Origin of the sequence: Parundibacterium terreum, from assembly GCF_014636315.1 — a bacterium.
GTDB lineage: Bacteria > Pseudomonadota > Gammaproteobacteria > Burkholderiales > Burkholderiaceae_D > Undibacterium > Undibacterium terreum.
Genome location: NZ_BMED01000001.1, coordinates 636,046 through 659,761 on the forward strand (window position 1 = coordinate 636,046; position 23,716 = coordinate 659,761).

General features: G+C 56.1%; 22 protein-coding genes. 8 read left to right on the forward strand and 14 right to left on the reverse strand.

The annotated features are described in order from the left end of the window. Window positions 1–16: 16 nt before the first annotated feature. Entirely contained in the window at window positions 17–2,365 is a 2,349-nt protein-coding gene (locus IEW12_RS02980) for a putative bifunctional diguanylate cyclase/phosphodiesterase (RefSeq protein ID WP_229750881.1), read from the reverse strand. Between the two features lie 914 nt (window positions 2,366–3,279). Then, a complete protein-coding gene (locus IEW12_RS02985) occupies window positions 3,280–3,492 on the reverse strand; it encodes a cold-shock protein (protein ID WP_188564486.1) in 213 nt (70 codons plus the stop codon). Between the two features lie 405 nt (window positions 3,493–3,897). On the opposite strand from IEW12_RS02985, the gene IEW12_RS02990 reads away from it, so the two are divergent. Both IEW12_RS02990 and IEW12_RS02995 read left to right on the forward strand, forming a co-directional pair. Then, the gene (locus IEW12_RS02990) at window positions 3,898–4,497 is read left to right on the forward strand and encodes an ester cyclase (RefSeq protein ID WP_188564487.1); all 600 of its coding nucleotides are present in this window, start codon (window positions 3,898–3,900) and stop codon (window positions 4,495–4,497) included. A 53-nt stretch (window positions 4,498–4,550) separates the two neighbouring features. Continuing rightward, on the forward strand, window positions 4,551–5,264 hold the full coding sequence (locus IEW12_RS02995; RefSeq protein WP_188564488.1) for an SDR family oxidoreductase: 714 nt from the start codon (window positions 4,551–4,553) through the stop codon (window positions 5,262–5,264). 15 nt (window positions 5,265–5,279) lie between these two features. Here IEW12_RS02995 and IEW12_RS03000 read toward each other — a convergent pair whose 3' ends face one another. Then, window positions 5,280–5,876 (reverse strand): hypothetical protein, encoded by a 597-nt coding sequence (locus tag IEW12_RS03000; RefSeq protein WP_229750882.1) that lies wholly within the window; start codon window positions 5,874–5,876, stop codon window positions 5,280–5,282. After that, window positions 5,864–7,306 carry a cytochrome P450 gene (locus tag IEW12_RS03005; protein WP_188564489.1) on the reverse strand — a complete coding sequence of 481 codons (1,443 nt, stop codon included), beginning with the start codon at window positions 7,304–7,306 and terminating at the stop codon, window positions 5,864–5,866. The genes IEW12_RS03000 and IEW12_RS03005 overlap by 13 nt, the downstream gene beginning before the upstream one ends. A 196-nt stretch (window positions 7,307–7,502) precedes the next feature. Between IEW12_RS03005 and IEW12_RS03010 the strand changes: the two genes are divergently transcribed. After that, window positions 7,503–7,925 (forward strand): cupin domain-containing protein, encoded by a 423-nt coding sequence (locus IEW12_RS03010; protein WP_188564490.1) that lies wholly within the window; start codon window positions 7,503–7,505, stop codon window positions 7,923–7,925. A gap of 19 nt (window positions 7,926–7,944) precedes the next feature. Here the strand turns inward: IEW12_RS03010 and IEW12_RS03015 are convergent, their stop codons facing one another. After that, a complete protein-coding gene (locus tag IEW12_RS03015) occupies window positions 7,945–8,601 on the reverse strand; it encodes a glutathione S-transferase family protein (protein WP_188564491.1) in 657 nt (218 codons plus the stop codon). A 151-nt stretch (window positions 8,602–8,752) separates the two neighbouring features. On the opposite strand from IEW12_RS03015, the gene IEW12_RS03020 reads away from it, so the two are divergent. After that, window positions 8,753–9,976, forward strand: coding sequence for a polyhydroxyalkanoate depolymerase (locus tag IEW12_RS03020; protein WP_188564492.1), 1,224 nt, complete (start codon window positions 8,753–8,755; stop codon window positions 9,974–9,976). Between the two features lie 35 nt (window positions 9,977–10,011). On the opposite strand, the gene IEW12_RS03025 is transcribed toward IEW12_RS03020, so the two are convergent. From IEW12_RS03025 to IEW12_RS03050, 6 genes are all read right to left on the reverse strand, one after another. Further along, complete coding sequence (locus IEW12_RS03025) at window positions 10,012–11,310, reverse strand: type II toxin-antitoxin system HipA family toxin (protein WP_188564493.1); 1,299 nt, start codon at window positions 11,308–11,310, stop codon at window positions 10,012–10,014. A gap of 6 nt (window positions 11,311–11,316) precedes the next feature. Next, a complete protein-coding gene (locus IEW12_RS03030) occupies window positions 11,317–11,604 on the reverse strand; it encodes an XRE family transcriptional regulator (RefSeq protein ID WP_188564494.1) in 288 nt (95 codons plus the stop codon). Window positions 11,605–11,736: 132 nt separating this feature from the next. Further along, window positions 11,737–12,657, reverse strand: a complete 921-nt coding sequence (locus IEW12_RS03035) for a LysR family transcriptional regulator (RefSeq protein ID WP_229750884.1) — start codon at window positions 12,655–12,657, stop codon at window positions 11,737–11,739. A gap of 29 nt (window positions 12,658–12,686) precedes the next feature. Then, complete coding sequence (locus tag IEW12_RS03040; RefSeq protein ID WP_188564496.1) at window positions 12,687–13,307, reverse strand: carboxymuconolactone decarboxylase family protein; 621 nt, start codon at window positions 13,305–13,307, stop codon at window positions 12,687–12,689. Window positions 13,308–13,429: 122 nt separating this feature from the next. Further along, complete coding sequence (gene rsgA, locus IEW12_RS03045) at window positions 13,430–14,332, reverse strand: ribosome small subunit-dependent GTPase A (protein WP_229750885.1); 903 nt, start codon at window positions 14,330–14,332, stop codon at window positions 13,430–13,432. Between the two features lie 562 nt (window positions 14,333–14,894). Then, entirely contained in the window at window positions 14,895–15,446 is a 552-nt protein-coding gene (locus IEW12_RS03050; RefSeq protein ID WP_188564498.1) for a DUF3455 domain-containing protein, read from the reverse strand. Between the two features lie 201 nt (window positions 15,447–15,647). On the opposite strand from IEW12_RS03050, the gene IEW12_RS03055 reads away from it, so the two are divergent. The 3 genes from IEW12_RS03055 to IEW12_RS03065 all read left to right on the forward strand — a co-directional run bounded on the left by IEW12_RS03055 (window position 15,648) and on the right by IEW12_RS03065 (window position 18,584). Beyond that, window positions 15,648–17,114 (forward strand): flagellin N-terminal helical domain-containing protein, encoded by a 1,467-nt coding sequence (locus IEW12_RS03055; protein ID WP_188564499.1) that lies wholly within the window; start codon window positions 15,648–15,650, stop codon window positions 17,112–17,114. A gap of 164 nt (window positions 17,115–17,278) precedes the next feature. Then, complete coding sequence (locus tag IEW12_RS03060) at window positions 17,279–17,737, forward strand: hypothetical protein (RefSeq protein ID WP_188564500.1); 459 nt, start codon at window positions 17,279–17,281, stop codon at window positions 17,735–17,737. Between the two features lie 139 nt (window positions 17,738–17,876). After that, window positions 17,877–18,584, forward strand: coding sequence for a hypothetical protein (locus tag IEW12_RS03065; RefSeq protein WP_188564501.1), 708 nt, complete (start codon window positions 17,877–17,879; stop codon window positions 18,582–18,584). Window positions 18,585–18,627: 43 nt separating this feature from the next. Here the strand turns inward: IEW12_RS03065 and IEW12_RS03070 are convergent, their stop codons facing one another. From IEW12_RS03070 to IEW12_RS03080, 3 genes are read right to left on the reverse strand one after another with little or no spacing between them, the layout of a single operon-like run. Then, window positions 18,628–20,154 (reverse strand): hypothetical protein, encoded by a 1,527-nt coding sequence (locus IEW12_RS03070; RefSeq protein ID WP_188564502.1) that lies wholly within the window; start codon window positions 20,152–20,154, stop codon window positions 18,628–18,630. A 12-nt stretch (window positions 20,155–20,166) separates the two neighbouring features. Continuing rightward, entirely contained in the window at window positions 20,167–21,414 is a 1,248-nt protein-coding gene (locus IEW12_RS03075; protein ID WP_229750886.1) for an ATP-grasp domain-containing protein, read from the reverse strand. Between the two features lie 40 nt (window positions 21,415–21,454). After that, window positions 21,455–22,939 carry a pyridoxal phosphate-dependent decarboxylase family protein gene (locus tag IEW12_RS03080; RefSeq protein WP_229750887.1) on the reverse strand — a complete coding sequence of 495 codons (1,485 nt, stop codon included), beginning with the start codon at window positions 22,937–22,939 and terminating at the stop codon, window positions 21,455–21,457. A gap of 406 nt (window positions 22,940–23,345) precedes the next feature. Here IEW12_RS03080 and IEW12_RS03085 point away from each other — a divergent pair, with 406 nt between their 5' ends. Further along, window positions 23,346–23,657: a flagellar protein FliT gene (locus IEW12_RS03085; RefSeq protein ID WP_188564503.1), complete on the forward strand. Its 312-nt coding sequence runs from the start codon at window positions 23,346–23,348 to the stop codon at window positions 23,655–23,657. The last annotated feature ends 59 nt before the right edge of the window (window positions 23,658–23,716 follow it).

The window sequence follows — 23,716 nt, forward strand, 5'->3', positions numbered from 1 at the left end:
CCACAGTTGGGCGTGGCTAAAGCTTCAGAAGTTCCGGCTGCCGATGGCATAGCCCCGTTTCCAGCCACTCGCTCACCGGCATGGGCCGCGCAAACAGATAACCCTGCAAGCTATCGCAGCCGCTGGCGATCAGGAAATCCGCCTGCTCCCGGGTTTCCACCCCTTCAGCCACGACACGCAAGCCCAGATGCTTGGCCATCGACAGGATGGATTGTACAATCGCCGTGTCGCTGGGGTCTGCCGGCGCATCCTGCACAAAGCTCTTGTCTATCTTCAGCTCATACAAAGGCAGTCTTTTCAGATACGCCAGACTGGAATAACCGGTGCCGAAATCGTCAATGGAGAAACGCACGCCGAGCGAAGTCAATTGCAGCATGCGGGCAATCGTATCTTCCAGGTTGTCGATCAATAGCCCTTCAGTGACTTCCAGTATCAGCAAGGATGGCGGTGCACCGGTCTCATCCAGCACCGCGCGGACTTTTTCCACAAAATCACTCTGGCGGAATTGCTTGGGGCTGACATTGATCGATATCGGCATCGCCTTGCCTGCCTCCGCCAGACGCACCAGCGTCAGGCACCCCTGCCGCAATACCCAGTCACCCAACCGCAAGATCATGCCGGACTCTTCCGCCACCGGGATGAAGATTGCCGGCGACACTTCGGAGCGGCCCGGATGGTTCCAGCGCATCAGCAATTCCGCCCCCACGGCCTGGCCTTCGCAATCCACCTGCGGCTGCAGATACATCTGCAACTGGTTGCTTGCCATGGCCTCGGCCAGATCTCTTTCTATCGTCAGGCGCTGCTCCACCTCAAACTGCATCGCAGATTCAAAGAAGGCTATCTGGTTGCGCCCTGCGGACTTGGCGCGGTTCATCGCCGTATCCGCCTCGCGCAGTAGATCGTCCGCGGATTGCCCGGTCTTGGGCAACAGGGTTACGCCTATGGTCGCGCCGGTGCTGTATGGCTGGCCATCGATGATAAAAGCCTGGGCCATCGCATCGCGGATTTTTTCGGCAACGGCCAGCGCGGCATGCGCGCCGCCATTGATATCCGTGGCGACATTGGATACCAGCACAACAAACTCATCGCCGCCTATGCGCGCCACCGTATCCATTTCACGCAGCAGATTACCCAGACGCCGGGCGACATGGCGCAGCAATGCATCGCCGACCGCATGGCCGCGTGCCTCGTTGATATTTTTAAAATGGTCCAGGTCAATAAATAATACAGCGCTGACCAAACCGGTACGGCGCGCGCTGGTCAGCAAGGTACCTATGCGGTCCAGCAACAGGCGGCGATTGGGCAGGCCGGTCAGCACATCAAAGAAAGCCAGCTTGTGGATGCGGGCTTCGGACTTTTTACGCTCGGTAATATCCCGCTCTACCGCCACCCAGTGCGTGAATACGCCGGCCTCATCCGCTATCGGAACGATGTCGGCCTCAACCCAGTACTCTTCACCGCTCTTGGTGTAATTGATCAGCTCGGCGCGTACCGGCTCCCAATTCTCCAGTGCGCTGCGGATGCGTTTCAATTCACTGCGTTGCGTATTCGGCCCCTGCAAGATACGCGGAGTCTTGCCCAGCACTTCTTGGCGTGCATAACCGGTGCGGCGCACAAAGGCATCGTTGACGAAGACTATGCGCGGCCCGTCCAGTGAAATCGGCTTGGCCTCGGTAATGAGCACCAGATCATTCAGGCGCTCCACCGCTGCGGCGGTCAACCGCAACTCTTCGTTGGCAAGGCGTAGACTTTCCTGCCCCTCTTCCAGTGATTCCGTCACGGCGCGCTGCGCATCCAGCGATTTTTCCAACTTTTGCAGCAATACAGCGCAGGAAATCGTGATGACGGAGCAGACAAAACTGAAGTTGAGCGTGATGATGATCCAGCGCAGCAGAGGCTGATCCGCAAAGCCTTCTATGCGCAGGCTGGTATGGCCCACGTAGCCTACGAAGAACATGGTAAGGGCATCCAGAATCAGTGCATACACTGCGGGACGCAATCCCAGCAACAGCGCAGCCATGACGGGCACCGCCTTCAGGTAAATTTGGCTGACAGGAATTTCAACCAGTTGAAACCACACGCCAACCAGATAAAGCACGGCAAGGAAATTGACCGCACGCAGGCGGAAGGACAGATTGCGCAGCCGCCAGATACAGAACACCCACACCAGCGCCAGCACATCCATAATGGCCACCGACCACAGGCCCTCGCTCAGCGCCAGCATGACACTAGGCACAGCAGTAATACTGCCCAATACCAGCACTACAAACAGGATCGCCGCCAACACGTGCTCGCGCCATTGCTGTATGTCTACCGGAGCCGATTTCGGCGCCAGGAATGTGCGACTAATCAGCCGAGTGAACACACTATCTCCCTGAGAGATCTGCGCGAATTGACATCAGCTTGTCTGCAAGGCCAGCCATAGTCTGCGCCTACCGCACCAAGCCGCTTATTAGTTAACACTTGTATACTCTTATTAATAGGATTTTGCCAGCCAAAAAGCGCAACATCGTTGGTTTGACACCGACTTCCGCTGCCGCCGACACGCTAAAGCACTGGCAAAGGAATGGCACCTAAACAATCCTGATGTAATGCGGCACAAAAAGCGGGCGCATTAAACAAAATCGCATCAGGCCATCCCATTTTATTTCCCAATGGAAATCATTTGTATTTTAACGGAAATCACGCAACTGGCGCACAAGCAGAAAACTGTGAGGCGCAATTGCAAAACTGTAAACGCAAAAAAGCCCGCCAAAGACGGGCTTTCCATTCACTACTTTAGACGACTCGCTGGCAACCCATGCTATCTGCATGGTGTCTCCAACTGATCGGCAACCCGTACTATCTGTATGGTGCCACCGACGGGATGAGTTCGTCTGCGCCGAACAAGATCGCAATGCGATCATCATCCGGCATAAGAATTATTGCTTCACCTGACAACTAAGCACTTTCCGGGAACATCTTAAGGCGTTCGCCGGCCGCTAGAATCGTCTGCTTGCTCCAGAAAGCCTCAGCACAGCTTTCCATCACTGATGAATATCATCTGACCACTAAACCATTTCCTGAAAACCCTTGCTATCTGCGAGGTGTCACCAGCCGGTAAGAGTCGGTCTGCGCATCAAGGAACCGCATTGCGGAGCTTGATAGGTGAATTTTTACTCCTGATTGCTACCAAGGACCCGTGCTATCTGCACAGTGCCCCTGGACATGATTCAATCTGGAGAAGTAGATAAGGCTAAAAGCTTTTCTTTCAAGGGCCAGCTGATGCCGGCCACTTAATTAAGAAATAACTTGAATGTTGCTTGCTTTGTCGCCTTTGGCGCCAACGCTGCGTTCGAAAGAAACGCGCTGGTTTTCTGACAGGCTCTTGAATCCGGAGGATTGGATGTCCTGGAAGTGGGCGAACAAATCTGGGCCGCCTGCATCTGGAGTAATGAAGCCGAAGCCTTTAGCGTCGTTGAACCATTTAACGATACCTGTTTGATTGCTCATGATATTTCCTTTTTATTTTAAATAATAGGCAACATTGCCTGAAGGGCACTTGAAACCAAGAAATTAAAACCGAAGGAGATAAAACAGAACGACCAGAGGAACAGCCATGCGGAATTGGGACCAACAATATTACGACCTGATGCAAGTACAAAACGGAATATACACGCTTTACTTCAATTCACCTAAGTTTATTTGTAAGTAAATAATTCCAAGTAATTTTCTTAAGCAGATGGAAGCTGCGGCCAAAAACTAGCCACGCCCTCCTTCGCCCTCCCACGACACCACATACAATATTCAACAAAAACAAGAATATCTTTTCGCATACACACCAATTATCAATCATCGCCTAAAGGAAGAGAATTCTCCTCACCAAGTCGTTTTCAATACTTTACCCGGAGAATAGTCATGTTCAAACACACCACCAAAGGTCTCGGCACTACTTTCACCACATCTGCAGCGCGCCTTTCCTCTGCCCTCGCCATATCAACTGCCGCCGCCACGCTGGCACTGTCAGGATTGCCAGCCCATGCCGCAGAGTCCGGCGATAGCAGCTTGCCGCAACCGCTGCATCTCAGCGTTTCGGCAGCAAGCGAAGATTCCGCTTCCATAATCCTTGCAGCGAGACGCTACGCGGCTTTCTGGAATAGTGGAGAAGCCCAGTATGCACAACAGGCACTGGCAGCAGACTTCAAGGATCGCACCTTGCCTGCGGGTCGTCCGCAAGGCGTAGCAGGACCTTTGCAGGCATCGGCTGGCTTCCGCGCTGCGGTGCCTGACCTGACAGCGACCATGGAAGATGTCGTTGTAGCGGGAGACCGTGTCAGCGTGCACCTGCATTTCAAGGGTCACTTCACCGGCCAGTTTGGCCAAACCAGGGGCCAGGGTCAGGTGATTGATTTCCAGGCATTTGATCTGTACCGCGTAGCCGACGGCAAGATCGCGGAGAACTGGCATCTGGAGGACAACCTCACGCTGCTGAAACAAATGGGTGTCATTGCGCAATAAACCGGGGCAAAAGTGCTCAACTTTTAAACATAAACTTTTTGGAGAACATCATCATGTCTACACTCATCAATCTGCAGCAGCAACACGTCGTCGTTATCGGTGGCACTTCCGGCCTGGGCCGCGCGGTCGCGCAAGCAGCAAAAGAAGCCGGGGCCAAAGTTACGGTATTGGGCCGATCTGCCACTTCCAGCGCAGGCATCAATGATATCAATGGCATCAGTGCCGACATTACCGATGCCGGCAGCCTGGCAGCAGCGATGGCCGATATCGGGCCAATCCAGCACCTTGTGATTACCTCCGGCGCCAGGGGCGGTTCGCCCAAGCTGGCAGCGCTGTCGCATGAAGAGATGCAACTGGCTTTTAACGTCAAGGTATTCGGCTATATACAGGCAATACAGGCTGCCCTGCCCTATCTCGCGGATGATGCATCAATCACGCTGACTTCCGGCATACTGGCGCGCAAATATGGTGCCGGCGGTCTGCTCAAAAGCATAGTGAATGCTTCGGTGGAAGCGATGGGCAAGAATCTCGCCAAGGAACTGGCGCCGCGCCGTGTCAATGTGGTCAGCCCAGGCGTCGTGGATACTGAACTTTGGGGTACAGCAGGATCGGAAGGCCGCACGGCGATATTGGCAAAAGTAGGCTCTGGCTTGCCAGCAGGCCGCGTTGGGCAAGCAGATGAAGTGGCGCAAGTCTATCTGCTGGCGATGCAAAACGGCTTCATGACCGGCGCGGTACTGGACGTGGAAGGTGGCGGCCTGTTGTAGACGCAAGGCCTCTCATCACCAGCGCATCATCGGTAGCGGATCCAGTGGATGACTGAGCAGGCGCCGGCAAGAAAGCTGCAATAGGCGCAGATGGAAGCCGGCATCAGGAAATGCCGCAAATACCGCGCGCAGCACTGCACGCGGCACCCCATGCGAAATCAGCCCGTGCGTCACATCGACCCAGTCAGCCTGGCGGAACGCCTCCGCCAGGCCGCCAAGGCCGCTGTCGCCATCGCAGCGGGTAAGCTTGTGGTGCTGCTGTATCATCGCGCTGATCTCCCCGCTCCAAGCCGATTTAGCGTTCGCTTCCAGCCATGCTTGCGCCAGGGCATCGGAGGGCGGCAGATAATCGAAGGTATGCGCCGACCAGATGCCTATGTCATGAAAAAACCCGGCAACCACCAGCTTCTGCAAGCGGTTCTCACTATCGTCCGACAGCGCCGCGCAAAAATTAATAAGGCGATAGACGTGATTGCGGTAGGCAGGCAAGTCAGCGCCAAGCAGCGTGCTGTATTGATCAAACAGCTCATCCAGAGGTTCCACATTGGTCAGCAGCATCATTCTCCTGTCGACTGCAATGTTCGTTGGCAAGGTGCCGGTCACGGCAAACATCTGAGCCGTACCGGCATCGCATTCGGATGCATGGTGAAATCCAGCTCTTCCTTGATCGACCCGGGTTCGGCAGCCAGCTCCAGGGAAAAATTCCTGGCCAGCATAGACAACACCAAACGTAACTCTACCATTGCCAGATGGCGTCCAGGACATACGCGCGGCCCCGCGCCAAACTGGGCGTATGCATGAGCATCATGCGGACGCACTTGCTCGTGGCCGGCTTGCCAGCGCTCGGGCAGGAATTGCTCCGGTCGTCCAAATTTTTGCGCATCGAGCATGGACGGCCGTGTCAGAAAAAAGACGGGCGTCCCCGCGGGCAAAGCGATATCGCCTAGCACCGCATAATCAATGGACTCAAAGACCAATTGCGGAATGATGGGCTTCAGCCTGGTTGCTTCCATGGCAGTTGCCTCGAACAAATCAAGTGACTTCAGGCCCTCAAACGTGGCGCAGGTAGATGATTCTCCCAGCGCGTTTTTCGATGCGGCATGAAGCTGCTGCTGCAAGGCTTTGTCCTGGCCGATAAAAAACATCGTCCATGCCAGGGTATGCGCAGTAGTGTCCTCTCCTGCGACCAGTAGTGTCAGCACATTCGCGGCGATCACCTCGTCGGTGATGCCGGAACCCTCCTGGGTACTGGCTGCCAGCATGGCCTCCAGTAAATTGTGGGGCCCGTCGGACGGGTGATCCTGCATTTTCTTCCTGGTACGCTCAATCAATTGGGCGATGTGCTTGTGCACTACCGCAAGCGAACGGTCGAATCGCCGGTCTTGCGGAAGCTTTATATAGCGCCACCACGGAAACGGGGCAATGGTCCGGCTCATCAACATCGGGAAAATCTGCGCCAGATGAATTTGAATCACGTCGCCCGAATCTTCTATCGTGTTGGGGTCTTCGCCAAAGGCCAGCGCGGTGGTAACGTCCACCGTATAACGGATGAGTTCGTCCGTCATTTCCAGGATTTCACCTGCCTGCGCTATCCTTTTCCAACGCTGCAACAAACGCTGGGTGATGCCATGCATCACGGGAACGAAATTCCGGAAATTTGTCGGCGCCAGCGCTTGCATGACTATGCGTCTTTGTGGTCGCCAGGCCTCTCCTTCCACGGAGAAAACCCCGTTACCGCCCATTTCTGCCGCAGCCGACTCAATCGGCGAGAACCGCCGGTATTTTTCAGGGCGTTCTCTTAGCACGGTCTGCATCAGTTCAGGATCGGAACATACCAGCGTGCGCTTCGGCCCCATGCCTATGACATAGGCGGAACCAAACTCATCGCCCCATTTCTCCAAAATCAAATGCATGCTCTTGGGATCAAATTGCAAGGCATTGCCAAGGAAAGGAAGACGCCTGGGGCCAGGCAAATCAGCAAGCTGGCGAAGCTGAGCCCCCCCCGATAGTGTGCGTTGCCATGCGATTCTCCTATCAGCCATCCCATTTGACTATAGCACGCCGCAAGAGGGAAACGCGCCGGGCGGATGGACAAGAACTTGCGACGTTTTTCGGCGATATCAGATTACAAAATCGCCCAATCTATCTTGCGGCTACTCTCTTGCGCCTTAGCAAGAGTCTATGGCTTGGAACAATTATTGCACCGCACAAGATACCTTCACCCATGTAGGAGCAGCCATGCAAAGCGATACTGCGACAAAGTTCTCTCATATCAAGCCTGCTGATACCGAGTTCAAGAGCGGAGGACTGCGCGATTTTTTCCTTTACCGCGACCTCGGTGTTGCAGATGCAACCGGCGGCAAGGTGATCGCGCACCTGGTCAGGGCAAATATGGCACCAGAAGCGGGCACGGGGTGGCACCGGCATGAGGCAGAGTTCCAGATCGTCATCATGACCAAGGGCTGGGCCAAGTTCATGTATGAAGACAAGGTAACGCTGGTCGAAGCCGGCGACGTGGTGCATCAGCGTCCCGGCATCCGCCATTTCCTGTTCGACTATTCACCCGACATGGAATACCTGGAAATAGTCAGCCCTGCCGACTTCAAGACCGTCGATGTGGAGGCGGTATGCGATACGCCCTCGCCCACGCCGTGGAAATAAGCGCAGGGCCGGACGCAGCTCAGAATTCGGCATCCAGTTCACCGATGTCGTCTTTCTCCAGCTTAGCGGCATCTACCCAATCTTTCACGTGCGGCAATGCCATGATCAGCTTGCAATAGCCGGCGCAGGCTGAATCCAGCTTCACGCCATAGGTGAGGAAACGGGTAACGACAGGCGCATACATCAGGTCGGCCATGCAAGGCTTTTCACCGAACAAGTAAGGGCCGCCATAGGTATCCAGGCAATCATGCCAGATGAAAAGAATGCGGTCGATATCTGCTTGCGCCCTGGCCCATACCTTGAAGTCCTTGAACTTGCCCTTCAGATTCATCGGCAACGCCGAGCGCAATGCAGAAAAGCCTGAGTGCATCTCGCCGCAGATGGCGCGGCAGTGCGCGCGCGCGGCCTTGTCGGCAGGCATCATTCCCGCCTTGGGCTTGAGTTCGTTCAGGTATTCGGCGATGGCCAGCGTATCCCACACTTTCACACCGCTGTGCGTCAGGCACGGCACCAGTATGGACGGCGCCAGCAGCAGTATCTCGGCCCGCATCGATGGATCATCCGGTGAGATCACCTCTTCCTCAAAGGCCAGCCCGGCAAATTTGACCAGTAGCCAGCCCCGCATGGACCAGGATGAGTAATTTTTGCTGCTGATAGTGAGCGTCGCTTTCGTCATCTTGTTCCTCATCGACTTAGGGGCGTGAAAATAAGACCGTGAAATAAGAGCAAGCAAAATGAACGCAAGGCTCATGCCAGAAACGCAAGCGGCCGGTGGCGCGCAAGTTGCTTGTAACTATGAGGGAGTCAACTTCAGAACAGGACCATTGATGAACTATCATGCCTACCAGACCTATGTGGACCTGATGTCACCCATGCGTTTCCTCGCAGAAGCCGCGCATAGCTCGCTGGCAAATCCGGCGCTGGCCCAATGTGACTCCTTGCGCAAGCTGAGCGCCGCCTGCGAAGTGTTCATGGCCAGCAAGGTCACACACAGCAGACCAGACTTCCAGCTCGCCACCGTCATGACGGGCGAAGGCAAGGCCGCGCATGAAGTCGCCGTGTTTGAAGAAGCGGCTCATATCGCCCCATTCGCCACATTGCTGCACTTCAGGAAAGAAGGCATCAGCGGCCAGCCGCGCGTGCTGATCGTTGCACCCATGTCCGGCCATTTTGCCACGCTGCTGCGCGAGACCATACGCACCATGCTGGCAGACCATGATGTGTATATTACCGACTGGCACAATGCACGCGACGTGCCCTTATCCGCCGGGCGCTTCGGGCTGGATGAATATACCGAATATGTAATGGATTTCCTCCGAATCATGGGACCCGGTTCGCACCTGATGGCGATCTGCCAGCCCTGCGTACCGGCACTGGCCGCCGCCTCCATCATGGCCGAGGACCGAGATAAGGCGCAGCCGCGCAGCCTGACCCTGATGGCGGGGCCGATAGACTGCCGCATCAACCCCACCAAGGTGAACCAGTTGGCCACCAGCAAGCCGTTGGACTGGTTCAAGAATAACCTGATCAGCCCGGTGCCTTGGCGGCATAAGGGTGCAATGCGTCGCGTGTATCCCGGCTTCCTGCAGCTATCCGCATTCATGAGCATGAACCCGGACCGGCATATGGGCGCATTCAAGGGTTTGTATCAGGATCTGGTCGCCGGAGAGATAGAAAAAGCCGGCACGACACGCGCTTTTTACGAGGAATATTTTGCGGTACTAGACATGGATGCGGAGTTCTATCTGGAAACCATACAGTATGTTTTCCAGGAATATGCACTGGCGCAGGGCGAATTGAAATGGCGCGGGCGCAGTGTCAATCCTGCTGCGCTCAGGCGCACTGCCCTGCTAACGGTAGAGGGAGAAAAAGACGATATCTGCTCACTGGGGCAGACCATGGCCGCGCATGACTTGTGCAGCAGCATACCGCCCTTCCTGAAATCACATCATATGCAGGCCGGCGTCGGCCACTATGGCGTATTCAGCGGGCGGCGCTGGAACCAGCAGATCTACCCTATCGTACGCGAGATGATTTATTCAGCGCCGTAAAGTATCCCGCCAATACAAGAAAGCAAGACTCCACCTCATGCCTGCGCCAGCGGCAATGTCTGCAGGCGGCGCCGGATCTCTGCATCCACCGCCATTGGCGCCGGCAGGCTCCTCAGGGCTTCGGGCCATAAGTTACGCGCCAGTTCCACTGTATCCTTAACCGCAGCCGCCGCAATCCGGCCGGAGATGCCAGCCTGCATGGCGATGTCCTTGTAGGTTTGCAAGGTCTGCCGCTGCTGACTGGCGTCGATCGCCACATTGGTCGCAAACCCGGCAAAACCGGGCAAGGCGCTGACGCACACGATATCGTAGGCCGGCGAGAGTTCCGGCAGCACGCCATTATGATAGATCACGCTGAAATTCTTCAGGTGGGCATCTGAATTACCTAGCAGCGTGTTCACGGTTTGCCGTATGAAAAACTGGCGTATGTCTTCCACGCCGCGCACGCTCAGCCTGTCCAGTATCTTCAGCAGCGCGACAAAGTGCCTGGGGTCTGCATATTTCTTGACCGGCATCAGGGTCAGCAATTGGCAGGCGTCTTCCACATGCACGGCGCCATCGGGTGTCCGGTCAAACCTGTCCACTGCCAGGAAATGCTTGTCCTCGCCCAGCGCCTGCACCAGATCGGGCATATCGATGTCTGTCAGCAGTCGCGTCGCACAAGGGGCTATGTGGACGCCGGCCAGTTTTGCCAATTGCATCGCCGTATATTCATTAAAGATCTGCGCATCATCCTGGCGGGACGGCAGCTTGGCGATGATGTCCGACAGCTTGCCCTTGACCGGTAAATTGAACCTGCCGCCTTTATATGCGGTGGACAGCGCCAGCTTGTCCTGCATGCCGGACAGCGAGGCTGCACCTTCCGCGGCCTGCTCCGGCACGCCTATTTCCAAGTTATCCGAGCCCCCGGTCACTCCTGTCGCGCGCGCGTTGGCTGTGAGCTTGTCGAGATTGGCCGGCACCACCCTGATCGCCCCCGGCAAATCCAGGCCGGCCGCGGCCAGCAGGCCGAAGTCGTCGGTATCACGCACGTCCTTGCGGGTTGCGGCAAGGCGTTTTCTCAAGTCGCCTTCCGGCAGCAAACCGGCAAAATAGGCCGGCAACTCTCCACGCTCGCGATAGAGGGCGGGATCAAAAGGGTTTTGCAATATTTCACGGGTCAGCGCATCGCTGCCCGGCATCGTCAGCGACATCGACAAGGTGGGCCTGCGCGCATCCGCGATATACAGATCGGTGGCAACAAAGCGCGTGGTGCGGCCAGCCTCACATAGCCAGCCTACATGCAGGTCGCGCAGCCATACTTCCAGATAGCGGGGGCTGAGTTCTTCGGCCATGCTGCGCTACTCGCCGCGATCGAGGAAGCGCTGTGCGGCGCTGGGCACGTCATCTGGACCAATACTCTTGCCGGACAAGATACGCTCTATCTCCGGCAATAAATGACGCGGAATCAACATCCACTTGGCGTCCAGCGCATCAGCGAAACCTTCCAGCGTGGATGCCCGCACATCAATTTTCCCTGAAAGGGAATTGGTGGCATTGGATGGCGCCATCGCCACCAGCCTGGCGATTTCCCTGGTGGTTTTACCCAGGGCTTGCTGCCGGGATTTGATTTGCTGGACAAGATTCATAGTATGCTAAAACATAATAATTCAATATTAATTATGTTTTAGCATATCAATCTGCGAAAGTAAAGTATGTTAAAGCATAATTTTAGTCATGAAAGTATGCTTTAGCATATTATTGCACAATCCGCGATGACGCTATCTTGCAGTCGGCCACGGTAACTCGGCAGCGCGTTTTTCAAAGCGTTGCTGCAGAAATTCCACCAGCAGCCTGACGCGCGGGGCCTGGAAACGATTCTGGTGATACAGGATATTCAGCGGCACGCTGTCCGCAAAAAAATCATCCAGCACCGTCACTAGGCGGCCTGCCAGCACATCACCACCGACATCCAGCCAGGACTTGCGGGCAAAGCCATATCCTTGCAGCGCCCATTTGCGTATCACTTCGCCGTCATTGCTTTGCTGCGTATTGCTCAGGCGAACAGACTTCGTGCCGCCATCCACACCATCTTCTCCACACTCCCGATAGCGCCACTCGTTGACAGTCCATTGTGCCGTGGTCAGCACCAGTGTGGGTAGCTCGGCCAACTGCTGCGGCGTTGCCGGCATGCCGTAGCGCTCCACACATGCGGGCGCCGCGCAGATTACGCGCCGGTTGGCAAACAAAGGCCGCGCCACCATGCTGCTGTCGGCAGGCTGGCCGTAGCGTATCGCCAGGTCTATGCCTTCCTGCACCAGGTTTTGCGTGCCGTCGGTCAGGGTCAGGACAAAACGCACATCGGGGTGCATGCTGCGGAACTGGTGCAGATCGTCCAGCAGCAAATTACGGCCCAGATCGGATGGCGCAGAGATCGTTACTGTTCCCTGCACCAGGCCTTTACCCTGCTGCAGCGCGTGATCGGCTTCATTCATCAAGTCCAGCACCTGCTGGCCATACAGGCGATATACTTCGCCCTCCTCGGTCAGCCGCAGATTGCGCGTAGTGCGTTCAAACAGTTTGACTTTCAGCGAAGCTTCCAGCCTCTGTATGCAGGCGCTGGAGGCTGCAGGCGACAGGCCCTGCTTGCGCCCGGCCGCAGAAAAACTACCAAGCGCCGCGGCATCCACAAACAACCTCATTACACTTAATCTATCCATCCGCCAGCGCCCTACTCAGGAAAACGCTGCAAGGGCTTGCCGTCCTTGGGCAATGGATATTGCGCCATGTTCAACTGCATTGCCAGCAGCGTGTAATAGGCATTGATGCCGGTCAGGTCCACTACGCCATTCTTGCCGAAGCGCTTCTCTGCGCGTGCAAACGTGGCGTCGGAGACGCGCTTGTTCTTATGCAGTTCCATCGAAAAATCATAGACTATCTCTTCATCGGCAGACATGCCGGCAGGACGGCGGCCATCCGCAATGGCGTCGGCAACTTCCTTCTTGACGCCCATTTTCAGTGCGATCGGATAATGCACATACCATTCGTAGTCTTGCGTCCACTCACGCGCGGTCACCAGGATGGCGAATTCGCTCAGCGTATTGCCTATCGCCGAGTGATAGCGCAGATAATCGCCCATCGCCCTTGCCTGGCTCATCATCTGCGGGCTATGCATCAGCGGTTCAAACGGACCGAATACCGGCACCTTGCGCGTTGCCAGGAATTCCTCGGCAGCTTTCTTTTGTTCATCGGTATATTTTTCCGGCGCAATGGTCGGCAACCGGGTTTGCGCAATTGCAGTCGATGTCATGATAAGTCCCAGATAAATAGCAGTAAGGATAGTGCGTTTCATAGTGTCTCCGTGGTCTGTTTTGGTTTGTATTATTTCTTGTTTACCCGCAAAAGATCATACAGGGAAAAAACACGCTGTGCCCGGCATGGCAGCCAGACAGCCGCCACGCCGGAACGCGAAGGTCAGGCGCGTTTTTCCCTGGACCTTTGGCGGGCCGCCTTGCTGATCTTCTTCCACTTGCTGAGTTGGGCACTGCGCTCCAGATGCGTCTGCTGGCTGCGGCGTGCCTCGCGCAGCAGCTTATGGTAGTTCAGCAGGCGGTCGGCAGGCACGGCTGCTGCGACGGCACAGCCCGGTTCGCCCTGGTGACAGCAATCGCGGAACTGGCAATGCTCAGCCAGCGCCTCGATATCAGTGAAAGTCGCTGCCAGCGTCTGCTCATCGGCATCTGGCCTCCAGGTGCGCAGACCCGGTGTATCGATGATGCAGGCCCCTCCCTCACACAAGTGCAGCGAGCGTGCAGTCGTGGTATGCCGCCCCCTGCCATCTCCTTTGCGATTGCCGCCGGTCTGCTGTGAACTGCTTGCCGTCAGCGTATTGGTCAACGTCGATTTGCCAACGCCGGAAGAACCCAGCACCACCAGCGTCTGCCCTGCTCCCGTCCATGGCGCCAGTTCAACACTCGCTTGCCGGTCCAGCGCATTGACCGCCAGCACCGGTACGCTGGCTGGCAGGCGCTGCCGCAATTGCGCCAGGCGCGCATCCACATCGATGCCTATATCAGCCTTGCTCATCACGGCAAGCGCCGCAATGCCGCTGGCATGCACCAGCGCGATATAGCGCTCCATGCGGCGCAGATTGAAGTCATGATCCAGCCCCATCACCAGCAAGGCAGTATCTATATTGGCCGCCAGCACCTGGCGCCGGCCGTCATTGGCACGCCGGGCCAACTGGTTCAACGGCGGGAGCAGCCCATTTACCCAAAGCTCGCCAAAGGCATCCGCCCTGATTAAAACCCAATCTCCGATAGCGAGGTTCTCACCCTGCTCCTGCAGATCAGCCAATAACTTTGGTAATACCCGCACCGTGCATTCCCCGAATCGGGTGTGTGCGATGAAACAATCACGCTGCACCTCCACGATACGTACCAGTGTTGTGTTTTCCGCTATGCCAGATATTTCAGATATTTCAGATATATCGGTATTCCTGTTAAAAAAATGATTGCGAATAGCCTGTGTAAATCCTATCAATTTCAAATGTTCAATATTGATGTCGTTCATGATGTCGTTTTAATCCCTCAGATCGCCTGCGCGCGCAGGCACAGCCACCCGGCACTACGCGCGCCGGTGGAACGAGAATGTGGGTGGTCAGCCGCGTGCGAGCGGGAGACTCAGCGCACCTGGATTAAAAGAAATGTATAGCCGCAGAAAATTTTGAAAAAATTTCGGCTAGAAAAACAGGGGGAGAATCGCGGAATCGTGCTTAGGCAGCAGCCGACAGGAAGGCAATATCAAATGTTCTCATGGCTCTCTCCTGTGCAAGGTTGGGAAGGGATACAAGTATTGCAGGACTGGCTGGCCTGGTCAAGCCAGTGTGTGCCGGCACAACACTATGCCGGCACACGCCGTCGAGAAGGCAAGCCCGGTTTTATTTCGTGGCAGAGTAGAAGTAATAGGTGGCGGTGTAAGGAACCCTCTCTTCAGCCCCCTTGAGCTTGGCCGTGCATTCAGCCGCCGGTGCCTTGCCGGCAGTCGTGTACAGGCGCTGTATGCTTTGCGTGGGGCCGAAGATGCCCTTGCCGCTCACCGTTTTGGCACTCAGCAGCAGCCAGGGAATCGCAGCGGCATCCGGGCCGTTATCCTTGCCCTTGACTTCGCCGACCACCTTGCTGCCGTCATTGGATTCCCAGGTAGGCCCCTCGTAGTGCTTGCCGACTTTATTACCGGCACCATCCAGCAAGGTTGCCTCAGGCGCCTTGAACACCCACTCAAACTTCTGTGCATCATCCTTATTTTGCCGGCATTCATAAATCTGTATGCCTGTCGCGCGGAAGGCTTGCGACAACACCTGGCCGGAGGGCACTTTAAGTGCATCCGGTACTACGGGCGTTTTGTCCAGGGGCATGGGGGACGATGCGCAGCCTGCAAGAAAAACGGTCAGCGCAAGCGCAGACGTACTACCTAGTATGAGTTTCATCATGATCTACCTCTTTCTTTGTTGGAGATATTCAGGCGTTCAAGTTTTGACACTGCACCACAACAATAGCACAATTGCAACTTCAGCATGCGCCTTGCTTTTCCGACCCCTAAAGAGTTGGCCCCATATTGCCGTTAAGCTATAAGAGCAACGATCCTCACGCTGCGCTCCGGCTTGAGGATGAGCAAACCATGAAGGCGCAGGATGCTACAAATCAATACGAACATTGCATCCCTGACCACCCAGCGCTACCTGACCAGAGCACAGGCTGGCATGGAAACGGATGTGCAGCGCATTTCTTCAGGCCTGAGGATTAATAGCGCACGAGACGATGCCGCCGGCCTTGCCATCAGCGATCGCATGACTGCGCAAATTCGCGGCCAGACCCAGGCTTTGCGCAATGCCAATGACGGCATATCGCTGCTGCAGACAGCACAAGGTACCCTGGACAAGATTACCGATAATTTTCAGCGCATGCGCACGCTGGCGGTACAGGCTGCCAACGGCAGCAATTCACGGTCGGACAGGGATGCCATACAGTCCGAAGTGGATCAACTGGTTGCAGCCAACCAACAAATGGCGAACCAGGCTGAATTCAACGGCAACAAATTGCTGGATGGCTCCTTCACCGGCCAGAAATTGCAGATAGGCCCCAACTACGGCCAGACCCTGGCTGTGAATATTCCTGAGCTATTTGCCAAGCCGCTGACGAAGATCACGCTGGTCAATACGCCACTCGCGCAGGCTAGCGCCATCGGCAATGCAAGCTCTGCAATTGCCGCGGGCAATCTCAGCATCAATGGAATATCGGTCGGCGCATCAACCGCGGGTGCGCAAGCCGGCCAGAGTAATTCCAGCGCCTGGGCTATTGCGCAGGCTATTACAGCTGCGAATATCCCCACGGTGACGGCGACAGCAGATACCGCCATTTCAGGAAATGTCAGCTCCAATGGCGTTATTGCGGCAGGCGCGCTTTCCATCAACGGCGTAGCCTTGGGCGCAATCAGCGGTGCCAGCGGGCATGCGCTGGCGCTTAGTGCCGCCGCCGCAATCAGTGCTGCACTGGGCGCGAGCGGTGTTGATGCTGTAGCCACGGCGGGCAGTACGATCAACCTGGATGCCGCCGACGGCCGCGATATCGTCATCTCCGAAACAGTGCCGGGATCCGCCGCCAAACTGGGATTGTCAACTGGCACTTTCCACGGCCAGATCACAGTCAGCAATACCCCGTCACCGACCCGGCCCAGCCTTACCATAGGCGGACTGAGCCCGGGCAATGCCGGCTTCACACCGGGTGTCGTGGCGGCAACCGATACCGGCCAGTTTGTGCTGGCCCCGCAGGCCGCCGGTTTTGGCGGAGAACCCGCTGTGGATGTCACGACCATCAGTGCCGCAAGCGCTGCACTCAGCTACATCGATGGAAAACTGGCCCGTTTTGATGATATTCGCGCTGACCTGGGCGCCCTGGAGAACCGCTTGGGCAGCGTCCAGGCAAACCTGTCTGCTTCCTCGCTTAACTTGTCGGCCGCCCGCTCCCGCATCCAGGACACCGATTTTGCGTCGGCAACGGCCTCACTCACACGCAATCAAATCCTGCAGCAAGCAGGAACCGCAATGCTGGCCCAAGCCAATATTGCGGGCCAGGCCGCGCTTCGCCTGCTCAGCGCCTGATGCACCTGTTGTAACCTGCACTCAATACACCTTTCTTTACATTTCTATTTGAATACCGCCAACTCCGACAGTGCATCCATGCAATACACGATGGTAGAATCCTGCACTCAGTTGCATATCCTTAGCATCGCCTTTGCATCGATTATTTATCTACTACGGCCCCGGTGAAAAAAGTCATTTCCATAACAATGCTGTTTGTCGCTTCTCTAGCCGGTGCAGCCACTTCGGCTGATACCGACAATTTCAGCGGCACCTACCAGCTTCGCCCCAGCAAGCAAGATCCGCCAATACAGCTGGTATTGCGAAAAAAAGACCAGCAATATGCGTTGCGTGTCATCGCCGGCACAAATGCGGGCCCTAACGTCGCCAATGTAGAGAGCAAATTCACGCTGGTGACCGATGCCACCTTGCGCAAGGCGATGGATGCATTACTACCGGGAAGCAAGCCATCGGCGGGGATACAATGCGGCGGCGTAGGCTTAGGCCTGTTTTGCTATATCAAACCGGGAACCATGCTGGAGGGCAGCAAGTTCGTCGCCAGGACAGGTTATTTCATGCTGGTAGAAGATCTGGGCCCCATAGAAGCCACCAAGCTTTCCGCAACAGACAGCGCCCGCCAGTAGACCATCGCATACGCGCCACAAGCTTAATTGGCGCCTAAAAAATCTTACGCCCGGTTACAAAGCTCAAACATCTGTACAGCAATTGCGCGCCTTTTTCCATACTAGAATGGGCTCTCCCATTTCAGCGCAATTGATACAGATGAAAAACTCTTCCCTGCCCCTACTCTCTATTGCCCGCTTTGCCGGCCTGATGCTTGCAGCCTGCCTGGTGATTGCGCCGGCAGCTCATGCTCAAAGCGTGCCCTCGCCCAAACCCGCCGCCGAGGATACCTGGTCCTATAACACGATAGACTTGTGGTCTTCCCGGGAACTGGGGCAAATGACACTCAAAACCATAGGCGTGGACGATGACTACATTCGCCTTTTCATCGAGAGCAAGGCCAATACCGGCAATGGCGAGCTGATGATGCCCAAGGCATTTGAAACTACCGGCCGTGCCGACATGAATAGTGTGACGATGTTCCGTGGCGAGCGCGAAGAAAAGATCATGTATAAATGGCCGCTGGAGCCAGGCAAAAAATGGACTTTCCAGATCCGCCAGGAAGTCCCTGTCAATAATACGGAACCGGATAGCGAGTCACAAGTGCTGACCAATCAGTTTGAGGCGGAGGTAAAAGGCTGGGAAACGATAGACACGCCCGCTGGAAAATTCAAGGCCATCAAGACAGTCTACAAAAACAAATGGTCGCTGGAACACAATCCGGCGAATGGCCTGGTGGTGATCACCAGCTGGTATAGCCCGCAGGTAAAGCGCGAAGTGCAGTCCATTTCAGAAACCTTCACCCCTGAAGGCATGCCCGAAGCGCGGACCCGCCAGCAGCTACTCAGCTACCAGGTCAGCAAGTAAAAGTATTTAGGGAGGTCGCTGCAATCGCTGAAATCGTAAAAAATCAGATCATTGCAACGATTTCATCCAGACACAGCATTGCCTGCTCGATCACTGCGTCGCCACCATCGCCGTGCATATCGCCCACTGCCTGCGCCACCAGCCGGGCGCTGATACACAGGCGCAAGGCGGTAACCGGCACACCTCCGCGCTCGCCGCACTCCACAGGCTGCCCCAGTTGAAACAGATAGGGGCTGATGTGCGGATACTGCGGATCTTGCAAACGCTCATACACTTGCCTGGTCTGCGCGCGGCTTAAAGCTTGCCGGTCGCTACCATGGGCGCCCTTGCCCGGCTTGTAGATGACAAAGGCCATGATGCCGGGAATTTCATCCCAGCCGGCGATATGCCCTAGCGCCTGCCTATCCAGCGCGGTGCTATCGAGCACCTCGAAACAGTCATCCTCATTCAGGCGCTGCAATACCCGCGCAGAAAAACGCTGCATGAAATAACGGGCCCTGGCCTCGGGTATCGCATAAAAGGCCCGCAGTTCATGCAAGGCGACTTCCCAGCGCAGCAGCAAACCAAAATTAAAATCCGGCTCCAGCGAATGCGCTGCCAGATAGTATTCCGGCCAATCATCCCTTATCGAGTAATTGTGGATTGCCGCTGTCAGGTCTTTTCCATGCAATAGCTGGCGCATGGCATCAGGCAATAGCAAAGCGCCCGAAAACGAAGGCCCGGAGGCAAACTTTGATCCGGTGATCGCCACCATGAAGCCTTGCTCCAGGTAGGCACGTAAACTTGAATGCGTGATCCGCCATTGGCAGGCATCCACCAGCACATGCAGCCGCCTCCGATATTGATGCTGCAACTGGATGGCACATTGCGGGCTGGGTGCGATACAGCCGGTCTTGGAGACATCCGTTACCACCAGTAACACATGCTGTCCGGCGCTTATCGCTGCCTGCGCCTGCCCGCTGACGTCTGCATCGATGTCGGCAAGGTCGCGGGCAGCCCCCTGTGCGTTACGCAGCGCTACGTGGCTGACGCCAGCGATGGCATGAGCAGCAATGGGTTCACCCTTGCCCGCATTGAGGCTGGACGCTGTCGCCGCACTGAAATGACGACCGCCCAGCGCATGCGGCACACCACTGCCGCTTTCCTCTGCACATACCATAATGATGTGCAAGGGAGCATCGGACAAGGTCGAAGCCAGTTGTGCGGCAATCAGATGAATGTCGGTGCCGGAGGCGGCAAATATCAGGTCGGTGGCAGTTCCGCTCAGCCCGCACAGATCCAGCACGGCCCTGCGCATGCGCCGCATTTCACGCCGATAGACCTCTACCGGTGAAAAATGCCGCAGCTCGCCCGCGATGCGAGCGCGCAGGCGCTCGGCCGCCGCAAAGCCTTCTGCGGAAATGCCGGATGCGGTACAGGAGCCGAAACCCACCAGGCCATTGGTATAGGTGGCGCGGCAGCCATATTTATTTTTTTGATGAAAAGTGTCCAGCGCAATGCGCTCATCGCCACCCGATACCAGCAAGGCTGCGGTATCCGGCAACACATAGGCGGGAACGCTGACTATCATCTATGCCCCTCTTCAAACCGCTCCGGCCGTCTGCGCACTGGCACGCGACAGCAAAGCACGGAATGCATCAAACACTTTTTGCATAGCCACCGGCTTGTATGGATATAAATCCACCGGGTCCATGCCGTGCACGATCATGCTGGTATCCACTTCGAACACCAGGAACTCGCCATCCACGGTTTCCGCACAATCGATGCCGACATAATCAAGACCAAATTTTTCGACGATCCGTGCAAAGGCAGCCTGATGGCGCTTGGCAAAACCTTCGTCAAAGCTTGCCATTGCCTGCGCCTCTTCATCCCGCTTGGGCTGGCTCTCGGCCATGCCGGCGTTCAGGTAATGGATCATCCAGTGCTCGGACACCGCCATATGGCAAAGGAAAGGCTTGCCGTCCACCAAAACAATGCGATATTTGCGGAATAGTCCGTCAGCATTGCTGTAATCGACAAAGCGCGAAATGAAAAACTCATCCTCCAGCATATTGTCCAGGTAGGCGCGCACGTCCGATGCGGACAGCAGCTTCATCAAGCCATGCCCGGCATGCGAACCGACCGGCCTGACGATAATAGGGAAGTCGCCATCGCCCAGCAAGGACAGTGGCGTAATCTCGGATGCGGCAAGCCGCTCCAGCGCGCGCCGGTCTACCCTGGTGGTCACCGGCATGCAGATACCCTCGGTACCGGCCAGAAGCTTGGCAACCCGGTCGCGCGACAATTTCAGCGAGTGTTCTGCACGGTTCAGCACAGGGCGCGGCCAATCGCGCGTTTCTTCGGCGATCTGCGCCAACAGTTCATGCGTATTTTCTGCCTCGCCGACAGCGACAAAAAGTACATCATGGTCCGGCACCAGCTCAGGCAAAGGCACGCCCGGCAACACGTACAGCAGGTCAACAGCAACATCGGAGTCTTCCAGCAGGAACTCTATCGGTGTGTTCGCCATGAAGTCGCCCGGCACCATCAACGCCAATACGCGTAATTTGACTTCATTGCCTAGCGCTGTCGGCAACTGGTAGAAGCGCGCCAGATCCAATGCCTCCGCCTGGGTGGCGATGGCCACCTCGCGGCTACCCAGCATATACAGGATGGTGGACAGATCCATCATTGCATTCGCATCCGCCGGATGGGTATTCAAATGCTCGATCAGCTCATTGCCCAATGGAGTCAGGTTGACTGAATAGTAGGCGGCCCGCAGCATTGCTGCCAGGCCCATCAGGTAATCAGAACCTGGAGTAAATACAGGAGCAAGATTGGTCGGTTTCATAAGTTATTCCTTGTGTTCCTGTCGGTGACGGTCGGTGACGCTATGCGGCAGCGAGTCGCCGGCCGAATGTCAGTGTTGCATCCAGCAGTGCATCAATATCCTGGGTACTTGTTCTATGATTAAACAGCGCTGCCCGTATCGCAAAATGGCCGCCCATCGTCGTCGATGAGGGGGCAACAATACCGGACTCCTGCAAGGCAATTACAATCTGCTGATTCAGCGCATCGGCCTGTTCATCACTGATGCCCTCCGGCAGATAACGGAAGCAGACGATATTCAGTGCAACAGGGGCCAGCAATTGCAACTGCGGGTTTGCCGTGATTTTCTGTTGCAGGTACTGCGCCAGCGCGCAGCTATGCTCTATCACCCGCGCCAGGCCATCGGCGCCGTAAACCTTCAACGTGAACCAGGTTTTTAGCGCACGAAAGCCACGCGATAAATCGGGTCCATAGTCGCAAGGCCAGGGAGAGCCTGCAGCCATGCCGCGCTCACCGCGCTTCAGGTAGGTTTTTTCCTGGGAGGCAAAAGTTTCCAGATGCAGTTCGCCGTCACGTACCAGGATAAAACCTGCGTCATACGGTACCTGCATCCATTTATGGAAATCAAAGGCGACGGAATCGGCAAGCTCCAGCCCTTTCAGGCGCGGTGCCAGTTGCGGCGACAGCATGGCCAGCGCGCCAAAAGCGCCGTCCACATGGAAATAGGCATCATGCTGGCGCGCTATCTGGGCAATCGCCGTCAGATCATCAATCGCACCGGCATCCACAGTACCTGCCGTGCCGACAATCAGGAAAGGCGTAAAGCCGCGCTCGCTATCCACCTTGAGCTGGGCGGCCAGGACGGACAGGTCCATCTGCCCGTATTCATTGACAGGAATCAGACGCAGCATGTCCCTGCCAAGGCCCGCCAGATCCATCGCCTGGGCGATGCAGCCGTGTGCGCGGGCCGAGGTATAGGCGCTCAGGCGCTGCGCACTGGCTGCCACGCCGTCGGTACGGACATCCGCGCCCAGTTTCCTGGTGCGCGCTACCAGCGTGCCGATAAAATTGGCCATGGAAGAGCCGGTGACAAACAAGCCGCTGGCAGTCTCAGGAAAGCCGAACAACTCGCGCACCCAGCGTACGATCTGGCGCTCCACCTCAATCGGAATATGGTCACGCCCGCCCAGGTTGGCATTCAGTCCGGCGGCCAGCATCTCGGCCAGCATGCCCACCGGCGAGCCGCCGCCATGCACCCAGCCCATAAAGCCCGGATGCGCATTACCCACCGCATAAGGCAGGATATTGTCCATGAATGTGCGATGCGCCTGCGCCAGGTCTCCAGGCGCGCGTGGCAAGGGTTCGTGAAAGCCGGCACGGATTGCATCGGGTATGGGCTGCCACACGGGGCGGCTGCGGATGTCCTGCAGATATCCCAGCATATCGTCCAGCATGCCGTGAGCTTGCTGCCTGAACGCTTGCCATTCCTCCGGATTGGCAGGATCCAGCGAGCTGGAACTCATTTCCTTGGTATTTTTATCACTCATCGAGGCACTCAAATCGGATTTATCTGCGGATTTCTATTGCATGCCTAAGACAGTGTAGACCCTGGCGCACACCGCCGAGGCAACAAATACTTAAGTAAACATACAGGTAGTGAGCAGAAATGATGCCCCAGAATAACATCGGCACATTGGCCGCATATCTTCAAACAGACCTCGGATAGCCCGCCTGCTCTCGCTCAGCGGCGAATTGAGCACAAAAACATATCAAAATTACACAAGCCATCCAAAAATCTGAAGTAAATCAGTCAATACAGATGACAAAACTCTACCGGAAAGGCAATTTTTCACAATTCTTTTAAATTATTTTCAAATCGCCCTAAAGTTTCACCAAAGTCGATCCGTAAATGCAGGACAAGCCGTAATTTAATCTTTTTTTCGGTAGAAGCTTATGACATCCTCAGACGTGATCGCACTGTACGAACATATTGCCGGTTTATCCAGCCAGATGCTCGCGGCCGCACGCGCCAATGACTGGGCCAGCCTCAGCATGCTGGAACAGGAATGTGCAGAACATTCCCGCGCCGTGGAATCCAATCCACTGCCACCACTGAGCGGCGCCGATCGCATGCGTAAAATCGCACTGATCACCCAGATACTGGCAACTGACAGGCAAATCACTGAAATTACAGAACCCTGGATGGCAAGGCTGGCAGAAATCAACCAGCGCACTGCCGCCCCGCAAGAGCTGGCAGCTCACTAGTTCTGCATTCCGGGTAGGCGCCCTGCCTACCCTTAGTTTTCGATTTTCCGGCTTAATTC